Annotated in this window: 19 protein-coding genes; 10 read left to right on the plus strand and 9 right to left on the minus strand. The window is 67.3% G+C overall.

The features are described from left to right. The 5 genes from AC5P7E_RS08585 to AC5P7E_RS08605 form a co-directional block, all read right to left on the minus strand. A complete protein-coding gene (locus AC5P7E_RS08585) occupies window positions 1-750 on the minus strand; it encodes a cytochrome c1 (protein WP_005408841.1) in 750 nt (249 codons plus the stop codon). Further along, window positions 743-2,002 carry a cytochrome b gene (locus AC5P7E_RS08590; protein ID WP_005408840.1) on the minus strand — a complete coding sequence of 420 codons (1,260 nt, stop codon included), beginning with the start codon at window positions 2,000-2,002 and terminating at the stop codon, window positions 743-745. The genes AC5P7E_RS08585 and AC5P7E_RS08590 overlap by 8 nt, the downstream gene beginning before the upstream one ends. After that, window positions 2,002-2,622: a ubiquinol-cytochrome c reductase iron-sulfur subunit gene (gene petA / locus AC5P7E_RS08595; protein WP_004151998.1), complete on the minus strand. Its 621-nt coding sequence runs from the start codon at window positions 2,620-2,622 to the stop codon at window positions 2,002-2,004. The genes AC5P7E_RS08590 and petA overlap by 1 nt, the downstream gene beginning before the upstream one ends. 229 nt (window positions 2,623-2,851) lie before the next feature. Next, on the minus strand, window positions 2,852-3,772 hold the full coding sequence (locus AC5P7E_RS08600; RefSeq protein ID WP_109337212.1) for a lytic transglycosylase domain-containing protein: 921 nt from the start codon (window positions 3,770-3,772) through the stop codon (window positions 2,852-2,854). Window positions 3,773-3,818: 46 nt separating this feature from the next. After that, window positions 3,819-4,787 carry a helix-turn-helix transcriptional regulator gene (locus AC5P7E_RS08605; RefSeq protein WP_088430141.1) on the minus strand — a complete coding sequence of 323 codons (969 nt, stop codon included), beginning with the start codon at window positions 4,785-4,787 and terminating at the stop codon, window positions 3,819-3,821. 80 nt (window positions 4,788-4,867) lie between these two features. Between AC5P7E_RS08605 and AC5P7E_RS08610 the strand changes: the two genes are divergently transcribed. Both AC5P7E_RS08610 and miaB read left to right on the plus strand, forming a co-directional pair. Then, complete coding sequence (locus AC5P7E_RS08610) at window positions 4,868-5,488, plus strand: glutathione S-transferase family protein (protein ID WP_005408837.1); 621 nt, start codon at window positions 4,868-4,870, stop codon at window positions 5,486-5,488. A 148-nt stretch (window positions 5,489-5,636) separates the two neighbouring features. After that, on the plus strand, window positions 5,637-7,055 hold the full coding sequence (miaB, locus tag AC5P7E_RS08615) for a tRNA (N6-isopentenyl adenosine(37)-C2)-methylthiotransferase MiaB (protein ID WP_005408836.1): 1,419 nt from the start codon (window positions 5,637-5,639) through the stop codon (window positions 7,053-7,055). A gap of 317 nt (window positions 7,056-7,372) precedes the next feature. Here miaB and AC5P7E_RS08620 read toward each other — a convergent pair whose 3' ends face one another. Genes AC5P7E_RS08620 through AC5P7E_RS08630 form a run of 3 tightly spaced genes read right to left on the minus strand, consistent with a single transcriptional unit; the run spans window position 7,373 to window position 10,382 of the window. Next, the gene (locus tag AC5P7E_RS08620; protein WP_109337214.1) at window positions 7,373-8,485 is read right to left on the minus strand and encodes an ABC transporter permease; all 1,113 of its coding nucleotides are present in this window, start codon (window positions 8,483-8,485) and stop codon (window positions 7,373-7,375) included. Continuing rightward, the gene (locus AC5P7E_RS08625; RefSeq protein ID WP_109337215.1) at window positions 8,482-9,405 is read right to left on the minus strand and encodes an ABC transporter ATP-binding protein; all 924 of its coding nucleotides are present in this window, start codon (window positions 9,403-9,405) and stop codon (window positions 8,482-8,484) included. Before AC5P7E_RS08625 ends, AC5P7E_RS08620 begins: the two co-directional genes overlap by 4 nt. Before the next feature lie 20 nt (window positions 9,406-9,425). Continuing rightward, on the minus strand, window positions 9,426-10,382 hold the full coding sequence (locus tag AC5P7E_RS08630; protein WP_049396220.1) for an HlyD family secretion protein: 957 nt from the start codon (window positions 10,380-10,382) through the stop codon (window positions 9,426-9,428). Between the two features lie 481 nt (window positions 10,383-10,863). Here AC5P7E_RS08630 and AC5P7E_RS08635 point away from each other — a divergent pair, with 481 nt between their 5' ends. The 8 genes from AC5P7E_RS08635 (at window position 10,864) to AC5P7E_RS08670 (ending at window position 17,488) form a co-directional block, all read left to right on the plus strand. Further along, on the plus strand, window positions 10,864-11,850 hold the full coding sequence (locus AC5P7E_RS08635) for a PhoH family protein (protein ID WP_033834734.1): 987 nt from the start codon (window positions 10,864-10,866) through the stop codon (window positions 11,848-11,850). After that, a complete protein-coding gene (gene ybeY, locus AC5P7E_RS08640) occupies window positions 11,847-12,332 on the plus strand; it encodes an rRNA maturation RNase YbeY (protein WP_032966554.1) in 486 nt (161 codons plus the stop codon). The genes AC5P7E_RS08635 and ybeY overlap by 4 nt, the downstream gene beginning before the upstream one ends. Before the next feature lie 48 nt (window positions 12,333-12,380). Next, entirely contained in the window at window positions 12,381-12,989 is a 609-nt protein-coding gene (locus AC5P7E_RS08645) for a hypothetical protein (RefSeq protein WP_114618478.1), read from the plus strand. A 75-nt stretch (window positions 12,990-13,064) separates the two neighbouring features. Next, complete coding sequence (locus AC5P7E_RS08650; protein ID WP_114618479.1) at window positions 13,065-13,673, plus strand: hypothetical protein; 609 nt, start codon at window positions 13,065-13,067, stop codon at window positions 13,671-13,673. Further along, window positions 13,673-14,260 (plus strand): hypothetical protein, encoded by a 588-nt coding sequence (locus AC5P7E_RS08655; RefSeq protein WP_172711786.1) that lies wholly within the window; start codon window positions 13,673-13,675, stop codon window positions 14,258-14,260. The genes AC5P7E_RS08650 and AC5P7E_RS08655 overlap by 1 nt, the downstream gene beginning before the upstream one ends. A gap of 64 nt (window positions 14,261-14,324) precedes the next feature. Beyond that, on the plus strand, window positions 14,325-15,206 hold the full coding sequence (locus tag AC5P7E_RS08660) for a CorC family transporter (protein ID WP_005408827.1): 882 nt from the start codon (window positions 14,325-14,327) through the stop codon (window positions 15,204-15,206). After that, complete coding sequence (locus AC5P7E_RS08665; protein WP_060380905.1) at window positions 15,203-16,453, plus strand: lipoprotein N-acyltransferase Lnb domain-containing protein; 1,251 nt, start codon at window positions 15,203-15,205, stop codon at window positions 16,451-16,453. Before AC5P7E_RS08660 ends, AC5P7E_RS08665 begins: the two co-directional genes overlap by 4 nt. Window positions 16,454-16,459: 6 nt before the next feature. Next, entirely contained in the window at window positions 16,460-17,488 is a 1,029-nt protein-coding gene (locus tag AC5P7E_RS08670; protein ID WP_049396223.1) for a magnesium and cobalt transport protein CorA, read from the plus strand. Between the two features lie 188 nt (window positions 17,489-17,676). Here AC5P7E_RS08670 and AC5P7E_RS08675 read toward each other — a convergent pair whose 3' ends face one another. Beyond that, window positions 17,677-19,041, minus strand: a complete 1,365-nt coding sequence (locus AC5P7E_RS08675; RefSeq protein ID WP_049417555.1) for an NAD-dependent succinate-semialdehyde dehydrogenase — start codon at window positions 19,039-19,041, stop codon at window positions 17,677-17,679. Window positions 19,042-19,121: the final 80 nt, after the last annotated feature.

The following is a 19,121-nucleotide window of genomic DNA, read 5'->3' on the forward strand; positions in this document are numbered from 1 at the left end:
TCAGTGAACGTCCTTCCAGTATTCCTTCTTCAGCAGGTACAGCAGGAAGGTGAGCAGGGCCAGGAACAGGATCACCCACACGCCCAGCTGCTGGCGCTTGAGCGCGGCCGGTTCACCGGCATACTCGAGGAAGTTGGTGATGTCCCGCACCGCCTGGTCGTACTGGCCGGCATCGACCGACCCGGGCGTTTCGATCTTCAGGCCAGTCACCGGCGGGTCCATGCCGGGCGCTTCCGCCTTGCCGTGCACCGCATGCTGCAGGCCCTGCATCTCCCACAGCGGGTTGGGCATGGAGGCATTGGCGAACAGCGCGTTGTTCCAGCCCAGCGGCCGGCTGCTGTCCAGGTAGAACGACTTGAGGTAGGTGTAGACCCAGTCACTGCCCCGCACGCGCGCGATCAGGCTGAGGTCGGGCGGCATCTTGCCGAACCACTTCTCCGCGTTCTCCTTGGGCATCGCCACCGGGATCGGGTCGCCGATCGCCGAGCCGGTGAAGTTGAGGTTGTTCATCACCTCTTCCTCGGTCAGGCCCAGGTCCTGCGCCATCCGCGAATAGCGCAGGTACTTCAGCGCGTGGCAGCCGGAGCAGTAGTTCATGTACAGCTGCGCGCCGCGCTGCAGCGAAGCGCGGTCGCCCAGATCGTTGCCGGCCTGCAGCAGCTTGGTGCCACCTTCGGCGGCGGAGGCCAGGAAACTGCCCAGCATCAGGGTGGCCGTCAGGGCCAACCGGACCATCCAGCGATCAGTCATGGGTGGTCACCCTCTCCGGTACCGGCTTGGTCTTGTCCAACCGCGTCCATAGCGGCATGGTGATGAAGAACGCGAAGTACAGGAAGGTCAGCACCCGCCCGATGTAGGTCTCGTGCACGTCGGTGCCCGGGCCGGAACCAATCACGCCCAGCCACACGAAGCACACCGCCAGCACGCCCAGCATCACCTTCGAGATCCAGCCGCGGTAGCGCACCGACTTCACCCTGGCCTTGTCCAGCCACGGCACCAGGAACAGGATCGCAATGGCCGAGAACATCACCAGCACGCCACCGAGCTTGTTCGGTACCACGCGCAACATCGCGTAGTAAGGCGTGTAGTACCAGACCGGCTTGATGTGTTCCGGGGTCACCAGGCGGTTGGCCTCGGTGAAGTTGTCGTGCTCCAGGAACAGGCCGCCGAAACCGGGCGCGAAGAAGATGATGAAGGCGGCGATGATCAGCAGGAAACCGGCGCCGACGCCATCCTTGAGCGTGTAGTACGGGTGGAACGGAATGCCATCGGCCGGCGCGTTCGGCGACCAGCGGTTGCCCTTCGGCCCCTTCTTGATCTCCACGCCATCGGGGTTGTTCGACCCCACTTCGTGCAGCGCGCCCAGATGCAGTACCACCAGCAGCAACAGCACCAGCGGCAGGGCGATGACATGCAGCGCGAAGAAACGGTTGAGCGTGGCGTCACTGGGCAGGTAATCGCCCATGATCCATTCGGTCAGGCCGTTGCCGATCACCGGTATCGCGCCGAACAGCGAGATGATCACCTTGGCGCCCCAGAACGACATCTGGCCCCACGGCAGCACGTAGCCCATGAAGGCTTCGGCCATCAACACCAGGTAGATCAGCATGCCGAGGATCCACACCAGCTCGCGCGGCTTCTGGTAACTGCCGTACAGCAGGCCACGGAACATGTGCAGGTAGACCACGATGAAGAACAGCGAGGCACCGGTGGAGTGCATGTAGCGGATCAGCCAGCCCCACTCCACATCGCGCATGATGTATTCGATGGAGCCGAACGCCTCGGCGGCGCTGGTCTTGTAGTGCATCGTCAGGAAGATGCCGGTGACGATCTGGTTGACCAGCACCAGCAGCGCCAGCGAACCGAAGTAGTACCAGATGTTGAAGTTCTTCGGCGCGTAGTACTCGCTGACGTGCTTCCGGTAGACCGGCATCAGGCCGGGCGCGCGGGCGTTGACCCAGTCGGCCACGCCGCTGGCGGTACGGCTGAGGATATTGGCCATCAGGCAGCCCCCTGCGGATCGACACCGATGATGATGGTGTTGTCGTCCTGGTAATGGTGCGCGGGCACCTTCAGGTTGATCGGCGCCGGCACGTCCTTGAAGACGCGTCCGGACATGTCGAAGCGCGACTTGTGGCACGGGCAGAAGTAGCCGCCCTTCCACTGCGGGTCGTAGGGCTCAGGCCGGATTTCGGCGACCATTTCCGGCGAGCAGCCCAGGTGCGTGCACAGGCCGACCAGTACGGAGATATCCGGCTTGATCGAGCGCAGTTCGGGGTTCTGCTTCAGCACGTAGTCCGGCTGCTGATCCTTCTCGCCGGACTCGGGGTCCTTGAGACGGCCGTCCAGCCCGTGCAGCGCATCGAGGATGGCCTTGGACCGCTTGACGATCCAGATCGGCTGGCCACGCCATTCCACGATCAGGCGTTGGCCTTCCTGCAGGGCGCTGATGTCGGCCACCACCGGTGCGCCGGCAAGCTTGGCGCGGGCACTGGGGTTCCAGGATTTGATGAAAGGAACTGCGGTGAATCCGACGCCGACGGCGCCCACCACGGCTGTGGTGGCAGAAAGAAAACGCCGACGTCCGGTGTTGACTGGATCGTGTACCCCATCGTTGGCCATCCGGCACTCCGATATTGATTAGGTAGCTTTAAGGCTGCCAGCGGATCCGGTGGGGGCCAGAGCCGCATTGAATCACGGTCGAGTGTAGCGGAACCGTCGCGCGCCACACAACGCATTGCAACAACATTGATTGCGGGGTTGCCGGCCAGCGGCCGGCACTACCTTTCAAAGGAGTGCCGACCAACGGTCGACACCTACCGTTCAAGGAGTACCGGCCAACGGTCGGCACCTACTGGTGACTCAGGGCGGTGCGGTAACGCTCGGCCAGCTGCCCGACCCGGCGCACGTAGTACTGGGTCTCGCTGTAGGGCGGCACGCCACCGTGGCGGTCGACCGCGCCTTCGCCAGCGTTGTAGCCGGCTGCGGCAAGGGTCAGGTCGCCATTGAAGCGTTTCAGCAACCACGCAAGATACTGCACGCCGCCACGGATGTTCTGCCCGGCGTCATAGGAATCGCTTACACCGAAGCGCGCGGCGGTCGGCGGCATCAGCTGCATCAGGCCCTGCGCGCCAGCACGGCTGAGCGCGGTCGGGTTGTAGGCCGACTCGGCATGGATGATGGCGCGCACCACCGCCTCCTCCACGCCGAACTCGCGCGCGGCCGAGGTGATCTCGGCCTGGAAGGCCGAGGTGTTCAGTCGCACGGTGCCGAAGTCCACGCGTGGATTGACCCCGCAGGCATAGCAGCGCTCCATGAAGCTGTAGCGGATGGTCCGGACCGGGCCGAGGTTGGCCACCTGTGTCGGGCGCGCACTGGTGTAGTGGCGCACGCCATCCTTCATGAAGGAATACACCTGGCCACTGACCATGCGCCCGCTGCGCGAGGCGACCGGCTGTGCGGGACCGGATGCCGGCACGGACGCAGGCGCGACCGTTGCCGGCGCTGCGGCACTCGCAGCAACGGCCACCGGGTTGCGTTCGATGCTGGCCACCGTGGTGGGTGCCGGCCTGGGCGCGGCCACCCCCGGTCGAGGTGCCGGGCGGGTGTCACGGATGTAGCTGATGGTGCTGCAGCGCGCGCCGGCCACCCGCTTGCTCACATAACTGGTGACGCCGTCAGCGCCCTGGCACTTGTACAGGGTTCCAGCGCTGGCCGGCGCAGCGGTCAGCGCAGCGATGATGATCGCCGTTGTCCCCAGTATCCCCTTCATGGCGGCGAGTGTCCCAGCTTCGCCGGGGCTTGCCAAGCGACGTGGCTCAGCCTGTGACCGGCGGCACAGCCAGCAGCTGGCCGAGGCCCGCCAGGCGCTGCGCCAGTTCGTCGCGCAGGCCCGGCGGGGTGGTCCAAAGCGCCACGGGCAGGCGGTCCAGGCTGAGAATCTGCGCCAGCATCATGCCGCGGCTCTCGGCGCCCATGCGCAGCAGGCAGTGGTCGGGGCCATCCGCTTCCAGCACTCCACACCACGGCGGGATGCGGCCTTCCAGCTCGGAATGGCTGCCGGCCAGGCGGAGGATGGCCTGCAGCGCGAACGGCGCCTGGCTGACGGCCTGCCGCACCATCACATCGGGCGGCGCCGGCGTGCGCCGGTGCAGGCCCGGCCCGGCGCACTCACGTACGGCGCCCATGCGGTCCACGCGCAGGGTGCGCCAGTCCTGCCGCCCCAGGTCCCAGGCAAGCAGATACCAGCGTCGCCCGTAATTGACCAGGTGCTGGGCCTCGACCTCGCGCTGGGTGACGGCTTCCTGCGCGCTGCGGTATTCGAAGGCCAGCCGTGACGCCTGTCGGCAGTGCTGGGCCAGCCGCCCGAGCAGGCGTGCGTCGGTGGACGGAAGGTCGGACAGGGTGGCCGTCGCTGCATGCACCTCGCCGGCCTGCTGGCGACGACGGGTGGGCACCAGCGGATCGAGCTTGGACAACAGGCCACGCGCGGTGTCGTCGATCCCGGCAACGGTGGCCGAGGCTGCGCGCAGGGCGATGGCCAGCGTGGTTGCCTCCTCCTCGTCCAGCAGCATCGGCAGCACCGGGGCCCCGGCCCCCAACTGGTAGCCGCCGCCGACCCCGGACGAGGCCTGCACCGGATAGCCCAGCTCGCGCAGGCGCTCGATATCACGGCGGATGCTGCGCCGGTCCACGCCCATGCGCTCGGCCAGCTCGGCCCCGGACCACTGGCGGCGGGCCTGCAGCAGGGCGATCAGGCGCAGCAGACGATGGGCGGTATGGCGCATGAAGGATCGAGGACAGAAGTCGTCCGCAATAGTGCCCCAGGATGGCCTCCAGTTCACCACCCACCGCAAGGAGCAATGCCATGAATTCACGCCAGATCACCCTGTACCACGCCGCCCGTTCCCGCTCGAGCGGCGCCGTGGCCCTGCTCGAAGCGCTGGGTGCCGACTACCGCATGCAGGTGCTGGACCTGAAAGCCGGCGCCAACCTGGCCCCGGCCTACCTGGCCATCAACCCGATGGGCAAGGTGCCGGCCATCGTCCACAACGGCGCACTGGTGACCGAGCAGGTGGCGATCTACCTGTACCTGGCCGACCTGTATCCGGAAGCCGGGCTGGCGCCGCCGATCGGTGACGCCCTGCGCGGGCCCTATCTGCGCTGGATGGCCTTCTATGGCGCCTGTTTCGAGCCGGCGATGATCGACAAGGCGATGCACCGCGAGCCGCCGCCGCGCCTGATGTCGCCGTACAACGATGCCGAGACCGTGCTGCAGGTGGTCGAGGCCCAGCTGGCGCAGGGCCCGTACCTGCTGGGCGAGGTCATGAGCGCCGCCGACGTGCTGTGGGGCAATGCACTGGCGTGGACCACGGCCTTTGGCCTGGTACAGCCGGCGCCGGCCACGGCTGACTACATCGCACGGATGAGCGCGATGACCGCGTTCGACCGTTCGCGGCAGATCGATGCGGAGCTGGCGGCGGCGTAAGGGCGCCCGCCGGGCACCGCCCGGCGCTACCGGGGCCGGCGGGATGCGGGTAGCGCGGGGCCGTGCCCCGCGAGCGCACAGCGCGGCGTACGCGCCGGGATGCAGGTAGAATTGCCGGCTTTCCCGCCACCCGAATGGATTAAGCGCCATGACCGGGACGCCAGACGTCTTTCCGCCCGCCCCGCCGGGCGGTGCCCCGCTCGTTGCCCTGCCCGCCGGTCCGCGCAAGCCCGACCAGGTGAAAGGCAAGCTGTACATCAAGACCCACGGTTGCCAGATGAACGAGTACGACTCGGCCAAGATGGCCGACGTGCTCGCCGCCAGCGATGGCCTGGAACTGACCGATACCCCGGAAGACGCCGACGTCATCCTGGTCAACACCTGTTCCATCCGCGAGAAGGCGCAGGAGAAGGTGTTCAGCCAGCTGGGCGTCTGGAAGGGCCTGAAGAACAAGGGCCGCGAGGTCATCATCGGCGTGGGCGGCTGCGTTGCCTCGCAGGAAGGCGAGGCGATCATCAAGCGTGCGCCGTTCGTGGACCTTGTGTTCGGCCCGCAGACCCTGCACCGGCTGCCGGAGCTGATCCGCGCCCGCCGCGAGCAGAAGCGCCCGCAGGTGGACATCAGCTTCCCCGAGATCGAGAAGTTCGACCGCCTGCCGGAACCGCGTGCCGAAGGCGCTTCGGCGTTCGTGTCGATCATGGAAGGCTGCTCGAAGTACTGCTCGTTCTGCGTGGTGCCCTACACCCGCGGCACCGAAGTCAGCCGCCCGTTCGAGGACGTGGTGGTGGAAGTGGCGCAGCTGGCCGCGCAGGGCGTGCGCGAAATCAACCTGCTCGGGCAGAACGTCAATGCCTATCGCGGCCCCTATGGAGATGGCGAGTTCGCCGATCTCGGCCTGCTGATCCGGACCATCGCCGAGATCGACGGCGTCGGCCGCATCCGCTTCACCACCTCGCACCCGCTGGAGTTCAGCGACTCGCTGATCGATGCGTTCCGCGACGTGCCGCAGCTGGCCAACTTCCTGCACCTGCCGGTGCAGGCCGGCAGCGACCGCGTACTGTCGGCGATGAAGCGCGGCTATACCGCGCTGGAATTCAAGTCGAAGATCCGCAAGCTGCGCGCGGTGCGCCCGGACATCTCGATCAGCTCGGACTTCATCGTCGGCTTCCCCGGCGAAACCGATGCCGATTTCGAGAAGACCATGAAGCTGATCGAGGACATCGGCTTCGACCACAGCTTCTCCTTCATCTATTCGCGCCGCCCGGGGACCCCGGCGGCCGACCTGGAGGACACGATCAGCGATGCCGAGAAGCACGCGCGCCTGTCGCGCCTGCAGGAGCGCATCAATGCGCACGCCGCCGGCATCTCCGAGAAGATGGTCGGCACCGTGCAGACCGTGCTGGTGGAAGGCCCTTCGCGCAAGAACCCGAACGAACTGACCGGCAAGACCGAGAACATGCGTTCGGTGAACTTCCCGGCGCCGGCGCGGCTGATCGGCCAGTTCGTGGATGTGGTGATCACCGAGGCGCTGACCAATTCGCTGCGCGCGCGCGTGGTGGCGGAATAAAGTGCGCCGACCAACGGTCGGCACCCACCGAATTGATGCCGGCCAACGGTCGGCACCCACCGAATTGATGCCGGCCAACGGTCGGCACCCACCGAATTGATGCCGGCCGGCGGCCGGCACCCACCGAATTGATGCCGACCAACGGTCGGCACCCACCGGAGTTGATGCCGGCCAACGGTCGGCACCTGCCGAATTGATGCCGACCAACGGTCGGCACCCACCGAATTGATGCCGACCAACGGTCGGCACCCACCGAATTGATGCCGACCAACGGTCGGCACCTACCAGGGTGGATGCCGACCGTTGGTCGGCATGCCTCAATCCAAACGCTTGCGGAAACGCAGGATCGCCAGGGTCATCATCACCGCGATGAAGGCCAGCAGCGCCAGCGCGTCGTGCCACAGCTCCCACAGCGAGGCGCCGCGCAGCATGATGCCGCGCACGAGGCGCAGGAAGTGGGTCAGCGGCAGTACTTCGGCCAGCCATTGCACCGGCCGCGGCATGCCCGCGAACGGGAACATGAAGCCCGACAGCAGGATCGACGGCAGGAACAGGAACAGGGTCATCTGCATCGCCTGGAACTGCGAGCGCGCGCGCGTGGAAATCAGCAGCCCCAGTGCGAGGTTGGCCAGCACCAGCAGCACCGCGGCCAGGTAGATGTCCAGCAGCCTGCCGCGAATGGGCACCTGGAACAGCCAGGTGCCCAGCACCAGCACCAGCGTGGTCTGCAGCAGGCCGATGGCTGCATAGGGCAGCACCTTGCCCACCATCAGTTCGCTGCGCGACACCGGCGTGGCGATCAGCAGCTCCATGTTGCCGCGCTCGCGTTCACGCACCACCGCCACCGCCGTGAACATCACCAGGGTCATGGTCAGGATCACCCCGATCAGGCCTGGCACGATGTTCACCGCCGAACGCCGCTGCGGGTTGTAGAAGCTGGTCACGCTGATTGGACCACCGGCGATGCTGCCTTCGCGCAGCGGCCGCGTGTTGCTGGTCGGTCGCGTCTCCAGCGGCACCTGCGCCAGCTGGATCGCCGCGCTCTGCACCACGGTGTCGCTGCCATCAACCAGTACCTGCACCGCCTCGCGTCCATCGAAGCGACGGCGCTCGAAGTCGGCCGGCACCACGATGCCGACACTGATCTCGCCACGCCGCAGCGCCCGCATCAGCTGGTCGGGCGTATAGGCTTCGCTGCGCGGCGTGATCACGCCGGTGGCGACCATGTCCTGCACCAGCGCGCGTGACGCCGCACTGTTGGCCTGGTCGGCGACACCGGCGTCGAGGTGGCGCAGGTTGAGATTGATCGCGTAGCCGAACAGCAGCAGCTGCATCACCGGAATGCCGACGATCATCGCCAGCGTGATGCGGTCGCGGCGCAGCTGGCGCAATTCCTTGAGCATGATCGCCCACAGCCGGCGCAGGTTCATGCCGCTGGCTCCCGGCCACGGCCGCGGGTGGCGGCGACGAAGACGTCTTCCAGGTTCGGCGCCACCGCCTCGATGCGGGCCTGCGGATCGGCGCTGGCCAGCGCGCGCCGCAACGCTGGCGCATCGGCGGCCGCCTCGCTGCACAGCACGCGCAGCTGCGTGCCGATCTGTGCCACGCTCAGCACGCCGGGCAGCTCAGACAACGCGCGGCTGGCCTGCCGCGGCTGCGCCGACGTGACCTGCAGCGTGCGGCCGTCCAGCCGTGCACACAGTTCGGCCGGCGTGCCATCGGCGACCAGCGCGCCTCGATCGAGGATCGCCAGCCGGTGGCAGCGCTCGGCTTCGTCCATGTAGTGGGTCGATACCAGCACGGTGGTACCGGCGTCGGCAAGTTCAAACAGGGCCTCCCAGAAATCGCGGCGTGACTCCGGGTCGACCGCGCTGGTCGGCTCGTCCAGGAACAACAGCTCGGGCGCGTGCACGACGGCGCCGGCCAGCGCCAGGCGCTGCTTCTGGCCACCACTGAGGGTGCCGGCCAGCTGCGGCTGCCGGTCCAGGAGACGGTACTGCTGCAGCAGTTCGTCGACCCGCTGCCGGGCCCGCGTACGCGGCAGGTCCTGGATGGCGGCGAGGAATTCCAGGTTCTCGCGCACCGAAAGGTCTTCATACAACGAGAAGCGCTGGGTCATGTAGCCGATGCGCCGGCGCAGTGCCTCGGCCTGCTCCGGCACGGCCAGGCCGAGCACCTCGATCTGGCCGGCGCCCGGTTCCAGCAGGCCGCACAGCATGCGGATGGTGGTTGACTTGCCCGACCCGTTCGGGCCCAGGAAGCCATAGACCTGGCCACGCGGCACGATCAGGTCGACATTGTCCACGGCCAGCAGATCGCCGAAGCGGCGGGTCAGGCCCTGGGCATGCACCGCGATGTCGTTGCCGGTGTTCAGAAGCTCACCTGCACCGGCATTCCCGCCGGCAGCTTCTGCATGTCGGAGGGAGCGTCCACTTCGATCTCGGCGAGGTAGCTCAGGCGCGCGACGTCGTCACCGGTCAGTGCGTAGTACGGAGTAAATGAAGGCTCGCTGCGGATCGAGCGCACATGCCCCTTCAACGCAGTGCCTTGCCCTTCCAGGTGCACCTGCGCGACCTGCCCGACCTTGACCTGCAACCGCAATGGCTGCGGCAGGTAGACGCGCGCATAGGGGCGCTCGCCGACCAGCATCACCGCCAGCGGCGCGCCGACCGGCGCCTGGTCGCCCTGCCGGTAAGGCAAGGCATCGACCACGCCGTCGCGCGGCGCACGCAATTGCAGCTTCTGCAGGTTCACGGCCTGCACTGCCTGTTGCGCCTGCGCGGCATCGGCGGCCGCCTGGCCCTGGGCGATATCCTGCACACGGCTGCCGTGCACCCGCTCCAGCCAGGCCTGCTCGGCAGCACGCACGCTGGCCTCGGCATTGCCGGCGGCGGCACGTGCACGATCCAGCTCAGCGGCGGCAATCAAGCGCTGCTGTGCCAACGGCTGGACCCGCCGGTAATAGGCACTTGCTTCGGCAGCCTGTGCGCGCAGCGCGGCCAGTTGCGCCTGGGCCTGCGCGATCTGCTCCTGGCGTGGGCCAATCTTCAGTTCTTCCAGCTGCGCCTGCGCACGCGCCGTATCAGCCTGCGCTGCGGCGAACTGCGCGTCACCGCGGGCCGGGTCGAGCTGCATCAGCACGGCGCCGGCCTTGACCTGCTGTCCCTCGCGCACCTCCACCGTGGCGATCACTTCGGCCGCCGGCGCCGGCACCGTGATCCGGTCCCACTCCAGCGTGCCCAGTGCAGTCGGTGTTGACTGCACACACCCGGCCAGCAGGCCGATGCCCGCCAGTCCGATTCCTCGCATCCCGTTGCCGATGCCCATGCCATCCCCTCCTGCGACGGCGACACGGTGCCATGTGCCCCGTGCACCCTCAATGATTCCGATCAGCCCTGGCGGTTTTTTCGCCACGCGCCGGCACGCCTTTTGCTGCAAGGCTCCGCACCACCTATCCACAGGTTGATTCGGCATCATTCCACAACCGTTGTGGAAATCCGCCAGCGCCCGGCTTTGTTGCTCACCCGGCAACGAAACCTGCACTGTCGTCACGATGAATGCCCCCGTGCAGGCCCCCGCGGCAGTGCTGCCGAAGCGACGAGCGACCATGACGTTTTTTTCACCAGGACCTCATGGGCCTTGTGGCACAAGCATTGCGAAGGTCTATCCACAGGTTTTCGCGCCCCCCGTCCACACCGGGTGTGGAAAACGCTGTATCGACCGTCTGCTGGCCGTGTGCCCCGCACGCGCGCTACCCTTGTCTCCCCTGAATACACTGCGGTGGAAGGCGTCCGCCCCACCCGAAGCAATGAAAAGCATCGAGCATCGAGACTTCACCCTGTCGCCGGAAGACAACGAACGGCTGGCCAACCTGTGTGGCCCGTTCGACGGGCACCTGCGGCAGATCGAACTGAAACTCGGCGTGGAAATCGCCAACCGTGGCTTCGTGTTCCGCATCAGCGGGCCGAACGAAGCCATCGTCGAGGCGCAGAAGCTGGTTGAAGCGCTGTACGCCGAAGCCGGCGAAACCACCTTCGACAACCACGCCATCCACCTGCGCCTGGCGCAGGCCAATGTCGAGCAGATCGCCGAACGCTCCTACGAAGCGCAGGAGGTGGCGATCAAGGTCAAGCGCGGCACGGTACGCGGGCGCGGTGCCAACCAGGCCCGCTACCTGCACCAGATCGCAACCCACGACATCAACTTCGGCATCGGGCCGGCCGGCACCGGCAAGACCTTCCTGGCCGTGGCCAGCGCGGTCGAAGCGCTGAACGAATCGCGGGTGCAGCGGCTGATCCTGGTCCGCCCCGCGGTGGAAGCCGGCGAGAAGCTGGGCTTCCTGCCCGGCGACCTGAGCCAGAAGGTCGATCCCTATCTGCGACCGCTGTACGACGCCCTGTACGAGATGATGGGCGTGGAAAAGGTGGTCAAGCTGCTGGAAAGGAACGTCATCGAGATCGCGCCGCTGGCCTATATGCGCGGCCGCACGCTCAACGATGCGTTCGTGATCCTGGACGAAGCACAGAACACCACCATCGAGCAGATGAAGATGTTCCTGACCCGCCTCGGCTACGGCTCCACCGCGGTGGTCACCGGTGACCTGACCCAGACCGACCTGCCCAAGCACGTGAAGTCGGGCCTGCGCGATGCCATCGATGTGCTGCGCGACGTGGAGGGTGTCAGCTTCACCTTCTTCGAATCCCGCGACGTGGTCCGCCACCCGCTGGTGGCGCGCATCGTCAGCGCCTACGACCGCCGCGACCTGCATCAGATCCAACCTGGAGCAACTCCATGACCCGTGGTCCCGTGCGACTGGACGTCGCCGTCAGTTACGCCCTGCCGCGTGCCGGCCTGCCGGCGGCAGTGAGCTTCCGCAGGTGGGTGGCTGCCGCGCTGAAGGGCCGCATCCGCGAGGCCGACCTGGCCATCCGCGTGGTCGACGCCAAGGAAGGCCAGTCGTTGAACCGCCACTACCGTGGCAAGGACTACGCCACCAACGTGCTCAGCTTCCCGGCCGAAGTGCCCGAAGGCCTGCCCAAGGGCGTCAAGTTCCCGCTGCTCGGCGATCTGGTGATCTGTGCACCGGTCGTAGCGCGGGAGGCCGACGAACAGGGCAAGGCGCTCAACGCCCACTACGCGCACCTGACCGTGCACGGCGTGCTGCACCTGCTCGGCTGGGACCACGAGGACGACAAGGAAGCCGAAGCGATGGAACAGCTGGAACGGGAGATCCTGGCCGAGCTGGGCATCGACGACCCCTACGCGGGCGAGCGCTGACACCGGGCCCTGTTCCGAGCCCACGCACTCACGGAAGAGGAGCGCAGCATGACCCTGCCCGCACTTGTGCTTGCCGCGCTACTGCAGTCCGGGGCAGGCCTGATGCCCGATCCTGACCGTCCCTCACCGTTCCCCGCCAGCGACAGCGAGGCCGACATCGCCGCAAAGATCGCCGAATTACGGGCGTTCTTCGGCAGCAGCGAGCGCGACACCCGCAACATCGTCGCCACTGCCCAGCAACGGGCACTGATCGAGCGCCTGGAAGCGCGGCACGCGGCACGTCTGGCCGGCATCTGGGTGGACAATGCGAGGGGCTGGAACGTTGTCGTGCGACTGACAGGCGCCGCACCCGAGGCCGATGAGACACATCCAGGGGCGGATGGCCCGCAACGTGTGCGCTACATCACCGGCGCCGCGATGACCGAAGCGGAGATGACGCGCCGGCTGCACGCACAGCAGGACTGGCTGCGGGCCCAGCTGCCTGACCTGTTCGGCCATGGCCTGGATGTCAAGACCGGGGAGCTGGAGGTGGAGCTGCTGGATACCCCAGCCAACCGCGCGACGGCGGCGGCCGTGCGTGACCACCTGCAGGCGCGACTGGGCTACCCGGTCAGGCTGCGCTGGTACCCAGCGGCCACGCGCTGGAATCCGCCCTGACTGCGCCACGGCTGGAGTGCCAGCCCATGCGCTGAGCTATTGTTCAACACCGGCCAGGACGCGGAAGGAAAAAGGATGAACCCAGGGAACAGCTTCACGACGTTTGCGATGGCCGCAGGCCTGCTCGCGGGCCTGCTGGTGCTGGGCGCTTACACCTTGCGCCGCATCAGCGCCCGCGACCCCGGCGGCAGGCACTGGCTGCCGCGCAGCCTGGCCCTGCTGTCGCCCGTGTGCCTGCTGGCCGGGCTGGCGATCGGCATGTTCGGCCCGCACCTCACAGGTAGAGCGGAACCCGCCCACCTGCCGGGGCTGTGGGAAACGTCGATGGTGCTGATACTGGTCGGTGCCTTGACCCTGCCAGTGCTGTGGCGAACGCTGCTGCAGCAGTGGCTTGGCAGGCCGGCCAATGCACTCCCGTTCTTCCACGCCAGCCGCACCTCGCTGCTGGTGCTGTTCGTGCTGGCCGTGATCTACATGAAAGTGGCCAGGACAGCCGCGGCGGAACTGATGCCCTGGCTGACCAGCCCGGGCCTGTGGCCGGCGGTGGCGCGCATCGCGGGGCAATCGATGCAGGTCGCCATGCTTGCGGTCGTGCTGACTCTCTCACTGATGGTCGTACGGCGGGCGATGACCGGTTTCCTGCGCCTTATCAGCGGGCTGTTCCGGCGCTCGCCGGGGCTATGATGGCGGCCCCTCGCCTGCGGAAACCGACCGTGTCACTGCGCTGCTGTCTGCCCCTGCTCTGTGCCCTCGCCGCTCCCTCCGCCTTCGCCACCCGCCTGGACCTGCCGGCCCTGATCGAATGCCGCCAGGGCGTGGCCGAGCAGGCCGCGCTGGCGCCGCTGCTGGCCGATCCGCTGAAGGCCGTGGCCCAGGGCCTGCAGCCGCTGCCGCAGGGCAACCAGTTCATGAGCGAGTTCCGGCTGGCCAGCCCGATCACCGTCTTCGGCCAACAGACCGATCGGGTGGCGGTGGCCGGCGCCAGCGTCATGGCCGTCCTCGACCAGGCCGACCCACGCCCGCTGGCCAAACGGCTGGAATTGGAGACCGGCTACGACCAGGACGGCAAGTTCATGGCCGGCCGCGAGCTGGTCAGCCGCGACGTGACCGACCCGAAGACCGGCGAGGCCCAGATCGAGTCGATCATCCTCAGCGTCTCCACCGTGGCCTCCCACCCGGGCAAGACCCTGGCCGGCTGCACCTACAGCCTGGACCTGCCCGAAGAGGCGCCGGCCGCGGCCGCCCCAGCCCCGGCCACCGGCAGTCACTGACAGGCCATCACATCCTGCTAGACTTGGGTCAACGCCCGGCCTGCCGGGTGCCTTTTTTCCAGAGATGTCAGAAGACGACAGTAGTAGCTCCCCTGCGGAGCACAGTGAAAAGAAGCGCGGCTGGCTTGAACGCCTGACCTCCGCCTTCTCCGGCGAACCCCATACCCGCGACGAGCTGGTCGCTGTCCTGCACACCGCGCAGGAAGAGGGTCTGATCGCCGCCGATACCCTGAAGATGATGGAAGGGGCCATTTCGGTGGCCGAGCTGACCGTGGGCGACGTGATGATCTCGCGCTCGCAGATGGTCTCGCTGCCGGTTGAAGCGCCCTTCCTGGAACTGATGAAGCAGGTGGTCGAATCCGGCCATTCACGCTTCCCGGTGCACGGCGAGAACAAGGACGACATCCTTGGCATCCTGCTGGCCAAGGACCTGCTGCGCGGCGTGGTCGCCGACAACGGTCCGGCCAACGTGCGCGAGCTGCTGCGCCCGGCGGTCCTGATCCCGGAAGCGAAGAAGCTCAACGTGCTGCTGAAGGAGTTCCGCCTGTCGCGCAACCACATGGCCATCGTGGTGGACGAGTACGGCGGTGTCGCCGGCCTGGTCACCATCGAGGACGTGCTGGAACAGATCGTCGGCGAGATCGACGATGAGCATGACGAGGCCGAGGATCCCTCGGCGCAGATCGCGATCCAGTCCGACGGCCAGTACGTGGTCGACGCGCTGACCCCGATCGGCGACTTCAACGAGCGTTTCGGCGCGACGTTCTCCGACGAGGACTACGACACCATCGGTGGCCTGGTCACCGAGGCCGTGGGCCACCTGCCGGAAGTCGGTGACGAGCTGGCGCTGGACCGCTTCATGTTCCGCGTGGCCCGCGCCGATGCGCGCCGGGTACAGGCCTTCCACGTGACCGTGCTGCCGCCGGACGCGCAGGACGACGCTTGAAGCGCCGCGGCCTGATCCTCATGGTGTGGCTGGCACTCTACGTGCTGGCCATGGCCCTGCCGCTGGCCGCCTTCGCGCAGCCGGCGCCGGCCACACCTGCCGTGCCCGCGGCCAGCGCTGAAGCCCCTGCTCCGCGCATCGGCGTGGTGACCATGCAGCCGGGCACGGTGTTCTTCGAACGCTTCGGCCATGACGCCATCGTGGTGGTCGATCCGCTCAGCGGTGAAGCGACCTCGTACAACTTCGGCTACTTCGATCCGTCCGAGGACGATTTCATCAGCCGCTTCGCGCGCGGCGACATGATGTACTACCTGGTGGCGCTGCCGCTGCAGCAGGACCTGTCGTACTACGACGAGACCGGCCGTGGCGCCAGCGTGCAATGGCTGGACCTGCGCCCGGACCAGGCGCGCTCGCTGGCCGCCGGCCTGGCCGAGCGGGCCAAGCCGGAAAACGCGCGTTACCACTACGATTACTACACCGCCAACTGCGCCACGATGGTGCGCGACACGCTGGACAAGGCGCTCGGCGGCGGCCTGCAGTCGCAGCTGTCGGGGCGCTCGCGTGGCAACACCTATCGCAGTGAATCGGTCCGTCTGGCCTCGCCGGCACCATGGATGTGGCTGGGCTTCGATGTAGGCCTCGGACCGTTCGCCGACCAGCCGCTGTCGCGCTGGCAGGAAGCGTTCGTTCCGATGCGCCTGGCCGATGCCCTGCGCCAGGCACGCAACAGCGATGGCCGGCCGCTGGTGCAGTCCGAACAGGAACTGTTGCCGCACCGTATCGATCCGGAGCCGAAGGAGTTCGCACGCCGCTGGTGGCCGTGGCTGCTATGTGGCCTGGTGATCGCCGCTGGCGTGCTGGCGCTGCGCAACCGCCCGCGCCTGCTGGCCGGGCTGGCCCTGCCGTTCTGGCTGCTGTGCGCCCTGTTCGGTGGCGTGCTGGTGTTCCTGTGGGGCTTCAGCATCCACTACGCCGCATGGGCCAACCGCAACCTGCTGCTGCTTTCGCCACTGGCCGTGCTGCTGCTGCCGGGCGCGATCGCACTGCTGCGCCGGCGCGTGCCGGGACCCATGTTCAGGATCGTGCTGTGGCTGCTGGCGGTACAGGCGGTGGCCGCGCTGGTGCTGCACTGGCTGAGCCTGCAGGCGCAGTACAACGTGCAGTGGATCGTGCTGCTGCTGCCGGTGCACGTGGCACTGGCGTGGGTGCTGGCGCGTCGTCCTCACTTGTCCGAAACACGGCCCTGACGCACGATGGCGGGCATGTCATTGCCCGCCTCCGCTTCCGCTTCCGCCCCCGCTTCGGCCAACCCTACCTGCGTCATCAACTGCGTCCACTACGATGACGAGGGCAAGCGCCACGACATCAGCCTGGATGCCATCAGCGATGTCATTGCCAGCGGCAACGGCTTCGTCTGGGTCGGCCTGTACGACCCCAACGAAGACGTGCTGCTGAAACTGCAGGAAGAATTCTGCCTGCACGACCTGGCCATCGAGGATGCGCGCAATGCGCACCAACGGCCCAAGGTCGAGACCTATGGCAACTCGTTGTTCGTGGTGGTGACCACCGCGCAGATGGTCGACGAACGCATCCAGTATGGCGAAACCCATGCCTTCCTCGGCCCGCGCTTCCTGGTGACGGTCCGCCACGGCGCCTCGCTGTCCTACGCGCCGGTGCGCGCACGCGTCGAGCGCGAGCCGCAGCTGCTGAAGATGGGCCCGTCGTACTGCCTGTACGCGGTGACCGACTTCGTGGTCGACAACTACCTGCCGATCGTGCACCGCTTCCGCGACACCCTGGACCTGCTGGAAAAGGACATCTTCGCCGACACCTACAAGCGCAGCACGGTGGTGCGGCTGTACGAGCTCAAGCGCGAATTGAACAAGATGCGGATGGCGGTGGCGCCGTTGCAGGACGTGCTGGCGCAGCTGCGCCGCTACCAGGGCGAACTGATCCCCGACGAAGTGAAGCTGTACGTGCGTGACGTGCATGACCATGCGGTGCGCATCAGCGATGTGATCGACACCCTGCGCGAGATGCTGGGCACCGCGCTGAGCGTGAACCTTTCGCTGGTGACACTGGCGCAGGGCGAGACGGTCAAGCGGCTGGGCGCCTGGGCTGCCCTGCTCGCCGCGCCGACGCTGATCACCAGCTGGTACGGCATGAACTTCAGTCACATGCCGGAGCTGAGCGAACCCTGGTCGTACCCGCTGATGATCGTTGGCGTGGGCGGTGTGTGCGTCGGGCTGTACCGGTTGTTCAAGCGCGCGAAGTGGTTGTAGCGCGTATCGACCAACGGTCGATACCCACCATGCACGGGGGGGCGTCGATACCCTGCAATCCGGTAGGCCACGACCGTTGGTCGTGGCGCATGGCCCGCTTCTGGTAGTGCCGGCCGCTGGCCGGCAACCCGGCAATGCCGGCCGGCGGCCGGCGGCCGGCGGCCAACGGCCGGCACTACCGTTCGGGATCAAGCCACGTAGACGGTCTTGATGTTCATGAACTCATGGATGCCATGGTCAGCCAGCTCCCGACCAAAGCCTGACTGCTTGCTGCCGCCGAACGGCAGCCGCGCGTCGCTCTTGACGATGGCGTTGACGAACGCCGCACCGCATTCCATGCGCTGCGCGAAGCGCTCGCCGCGTACCGGATCGCCGGTCCACACGCTGCCGCCCAAGCCGAAGCGGGTGTCGTTGGCCACGCGCAGTGCCTCGGCCTCATCCTTGACCCGGATCACTGCGGCCACCGGCCCGAACAGCTCCTCGTCATACGCCGGCATGCCCGGGCCGACCTGGTCGAGCACCGTGGCCGGATAGCCGGCATGGGTGCCGGCAATCGGCTCACCACCGATCAGCACCCGCGCGCCCTTGGACACGCTGGCCTGCACCTGCTTGTGCAGTTCGTCACGCAGGTCGGCGCGAGCCATCGGCGCCAGCGTGGTACCGCGCTCATCGGGATCGCCGTACTGGCGCTCGCCCGCCGCCTGTACAAAGCGACGGGTGAATTCATCGGCCACCGCCTCGACCACGATGAAGCGCTTGGCCGCGATGCAGGTCTGCCCGCTGTTGTCGAAGCGCGACTTCACTGCCGCGGCCACGGTCTTGTCGAGGTCGGCATCGTCGAGCACCACGAAGGCATCGCTGCCACCCAGCTCCATCACCGACTTCTTCAGCTGGCTGCCGGCATTGGAGGCGATCGAGCGCCCTGCCCGCTCGCTGCCGGTCAGCGTCACCGCCTTCACCCGTGCGTCGCGCAGCACGTCGGCGGCCTGGTCGTTGTCGATGTGCAGCACGTCGAACACGCCATCAGGCAGGCCGCCGTCACGGCACACCGCCAGGATCAGGTCGGCGCACTGCGGCACGTTGCTGGCGTGCTTGAGCAGGGCGACGTTGCCAGCCATGAACGCCGGGGCGAGGAAACGGAACACCTGCCAGATCGGGAAATTCCACGGCATCACCGCGAACACGCAGCCGATCGGCTCGTAGCGCACGTAGCTGCGCTGGGCTTCGGTATCGATCAGCTGCGGCTTGAGATAGTCGGCCGCGTGATCGGCATAGTACTCGCAGGCGGCAGCGCACTTGTCGACCTCGGCCAGCGCCTCGGCCTTGAGCTTGCCCATCTCGTGGGTCATCGCCTGCTGCAGGTCGTCGCGCCGCGTACGCAGCTGCGCGGCGATCTGGCGAAGGATGGCGCCGCGGTCCTGCAGCGAGCGATCTGCCCAGCCCGGAAATGCATCGGCAGCGGCCTGCAGGCGCTGCTCGATGTCGGCTGCGCCCATCAGTTCATGGCGGTAGGTCACCTGTCCGGTGGCCGGGTCGACGATCTCGACGGTCATGGGGGATCTCCATCTGGAAGACCCCCATTGTGCGCCGCCGGCTGTGAGCCGGGTGTTGCCGGCGTTGTCGGCAGACCGTG

This window comes from Stenotrophomonas sp. YJH_SMC_25, from assembly GCF_059369595.1.

Bases quoted from the DNA above. Each gene is read 5' to 3' on its own strand.
- AC5P7E_RS08605 (WP_088430141.1), bottom strand. From the start codon at position 4,787: ATGCGCCATACCGCCCATCGTCTGCTGCGCCTGATCGCCCTGCTGCAG.
- AC5P7E_RS08650 (WP_114618479.1), top strand. From the start codon at position 13,065: ATGAACCCAGGGAACAGCTTCACGACGTTTGCGATGGCCGCAGGCCTG.
- AC5P7E_RS08620 (WP_109337214.1), bottom strand. From the start codon at position 8,485: ATGAACCTGCGCCGGCTGTGGGCGATCATGCTCAAGGAATTGCGCCAG.
- AC5P7E_RS08635 (WP_033834734.1), top strand. From the start codon at position 10,864: ATGAAAAGCATCGAGCATCGAGACTTCACCCTGTCGCCGGAAGACAAC.
- AC5P7E_RS08655 (WP_172711786.1), top strand. From the start codon at position 13,673: ATGGCGGCCCCTCGCCTGCGGAAACCGACCGTGTCACTGCGCTGCTGT.
- AC5P7E_RS08675 (WP_049417555.1), bottom strand. From the start codon at position 19,041: ATGACCGTCGAGATCGTCGACCCGGCCACCGGACAGGTGACCTACCGC.
- miaB (WP_005408836.1), top strand. From the start codon at position 5,637: ATGACCGGGACGCCAGACGTCTTTCCGCCCGCCCCGCCGGGCGGTGCC.
- AC5P7E_RS08630 (WP_049396220.1), bottom strand. From the start codon at position 10,382: ATGGGCATCGGCAACGGGATGCGAGGAATCGGACTGGCGGGCATCGGC.
- ybeY (WP_032966554.1), top strand. From the start codon at position 11,847: ATGACCCGTGGTCCCGTGCGACTGGACGTCGCCGTCAGTTACGCCCTG.
- AC5P7E_RS08590 (WP_005408840.1), bottom strand. From the start codon at position 2,002: ATGGCCAATATCCTCAGCCGTACCGCCAGCGGCGTGGCCGACTGGGTC.
- AC5P7E_RS08585 (WP_005408841.1), bottom strand. From the start codon at position 750: ATGACTGATCGCTGGATGGTCCGGTTGGCCCTGACGGCCACCCTGATG.
- AC5P7E_RS08600 (WP_109337212.1), bottom strand. From the start codon at position 3,772: ATGAAGGGGATACTGGGGACAACGGCGATCATCATCGCTGCGCTGACC.
- petA (WP_004151998.1), bottom strand. From the start codon at position 2,622: ATGGCCAACGATGGGGTACACGATCCAGTCAACACCGGACGTCGGCGT.
- AC5P7E_RS08660 (WP_005408827.1), top strand. From the start codon at position 14,325: ATGTCAGAAGACGACAGTAGTAGCTCCCCTGCGGAGCACAGTGAAAAG.
- AC5P7E_RS08645 (WP_114618478.1), top strand. From the start codon at position 12,381: ATGACCCTGCCCGCACTTGTGCTTGCCGCGCTACTGCAGTCCGGGGCA.
- AC5P7E_RS08670 (WP_049396223.1), top strand. From the start codon at position 16,460: ATGGCGGGCATGTCATTGCCCGCCTCCGCTTCCGCTTCCGCCCCCGCT.
- AC5P7E_RS08610 (WP_005408837.1), top strand. From the start codon at position 4,868: ATGAATTCACGCCAGATCACCCTGTACCACGCCGCCCGTTCCCGCTCG.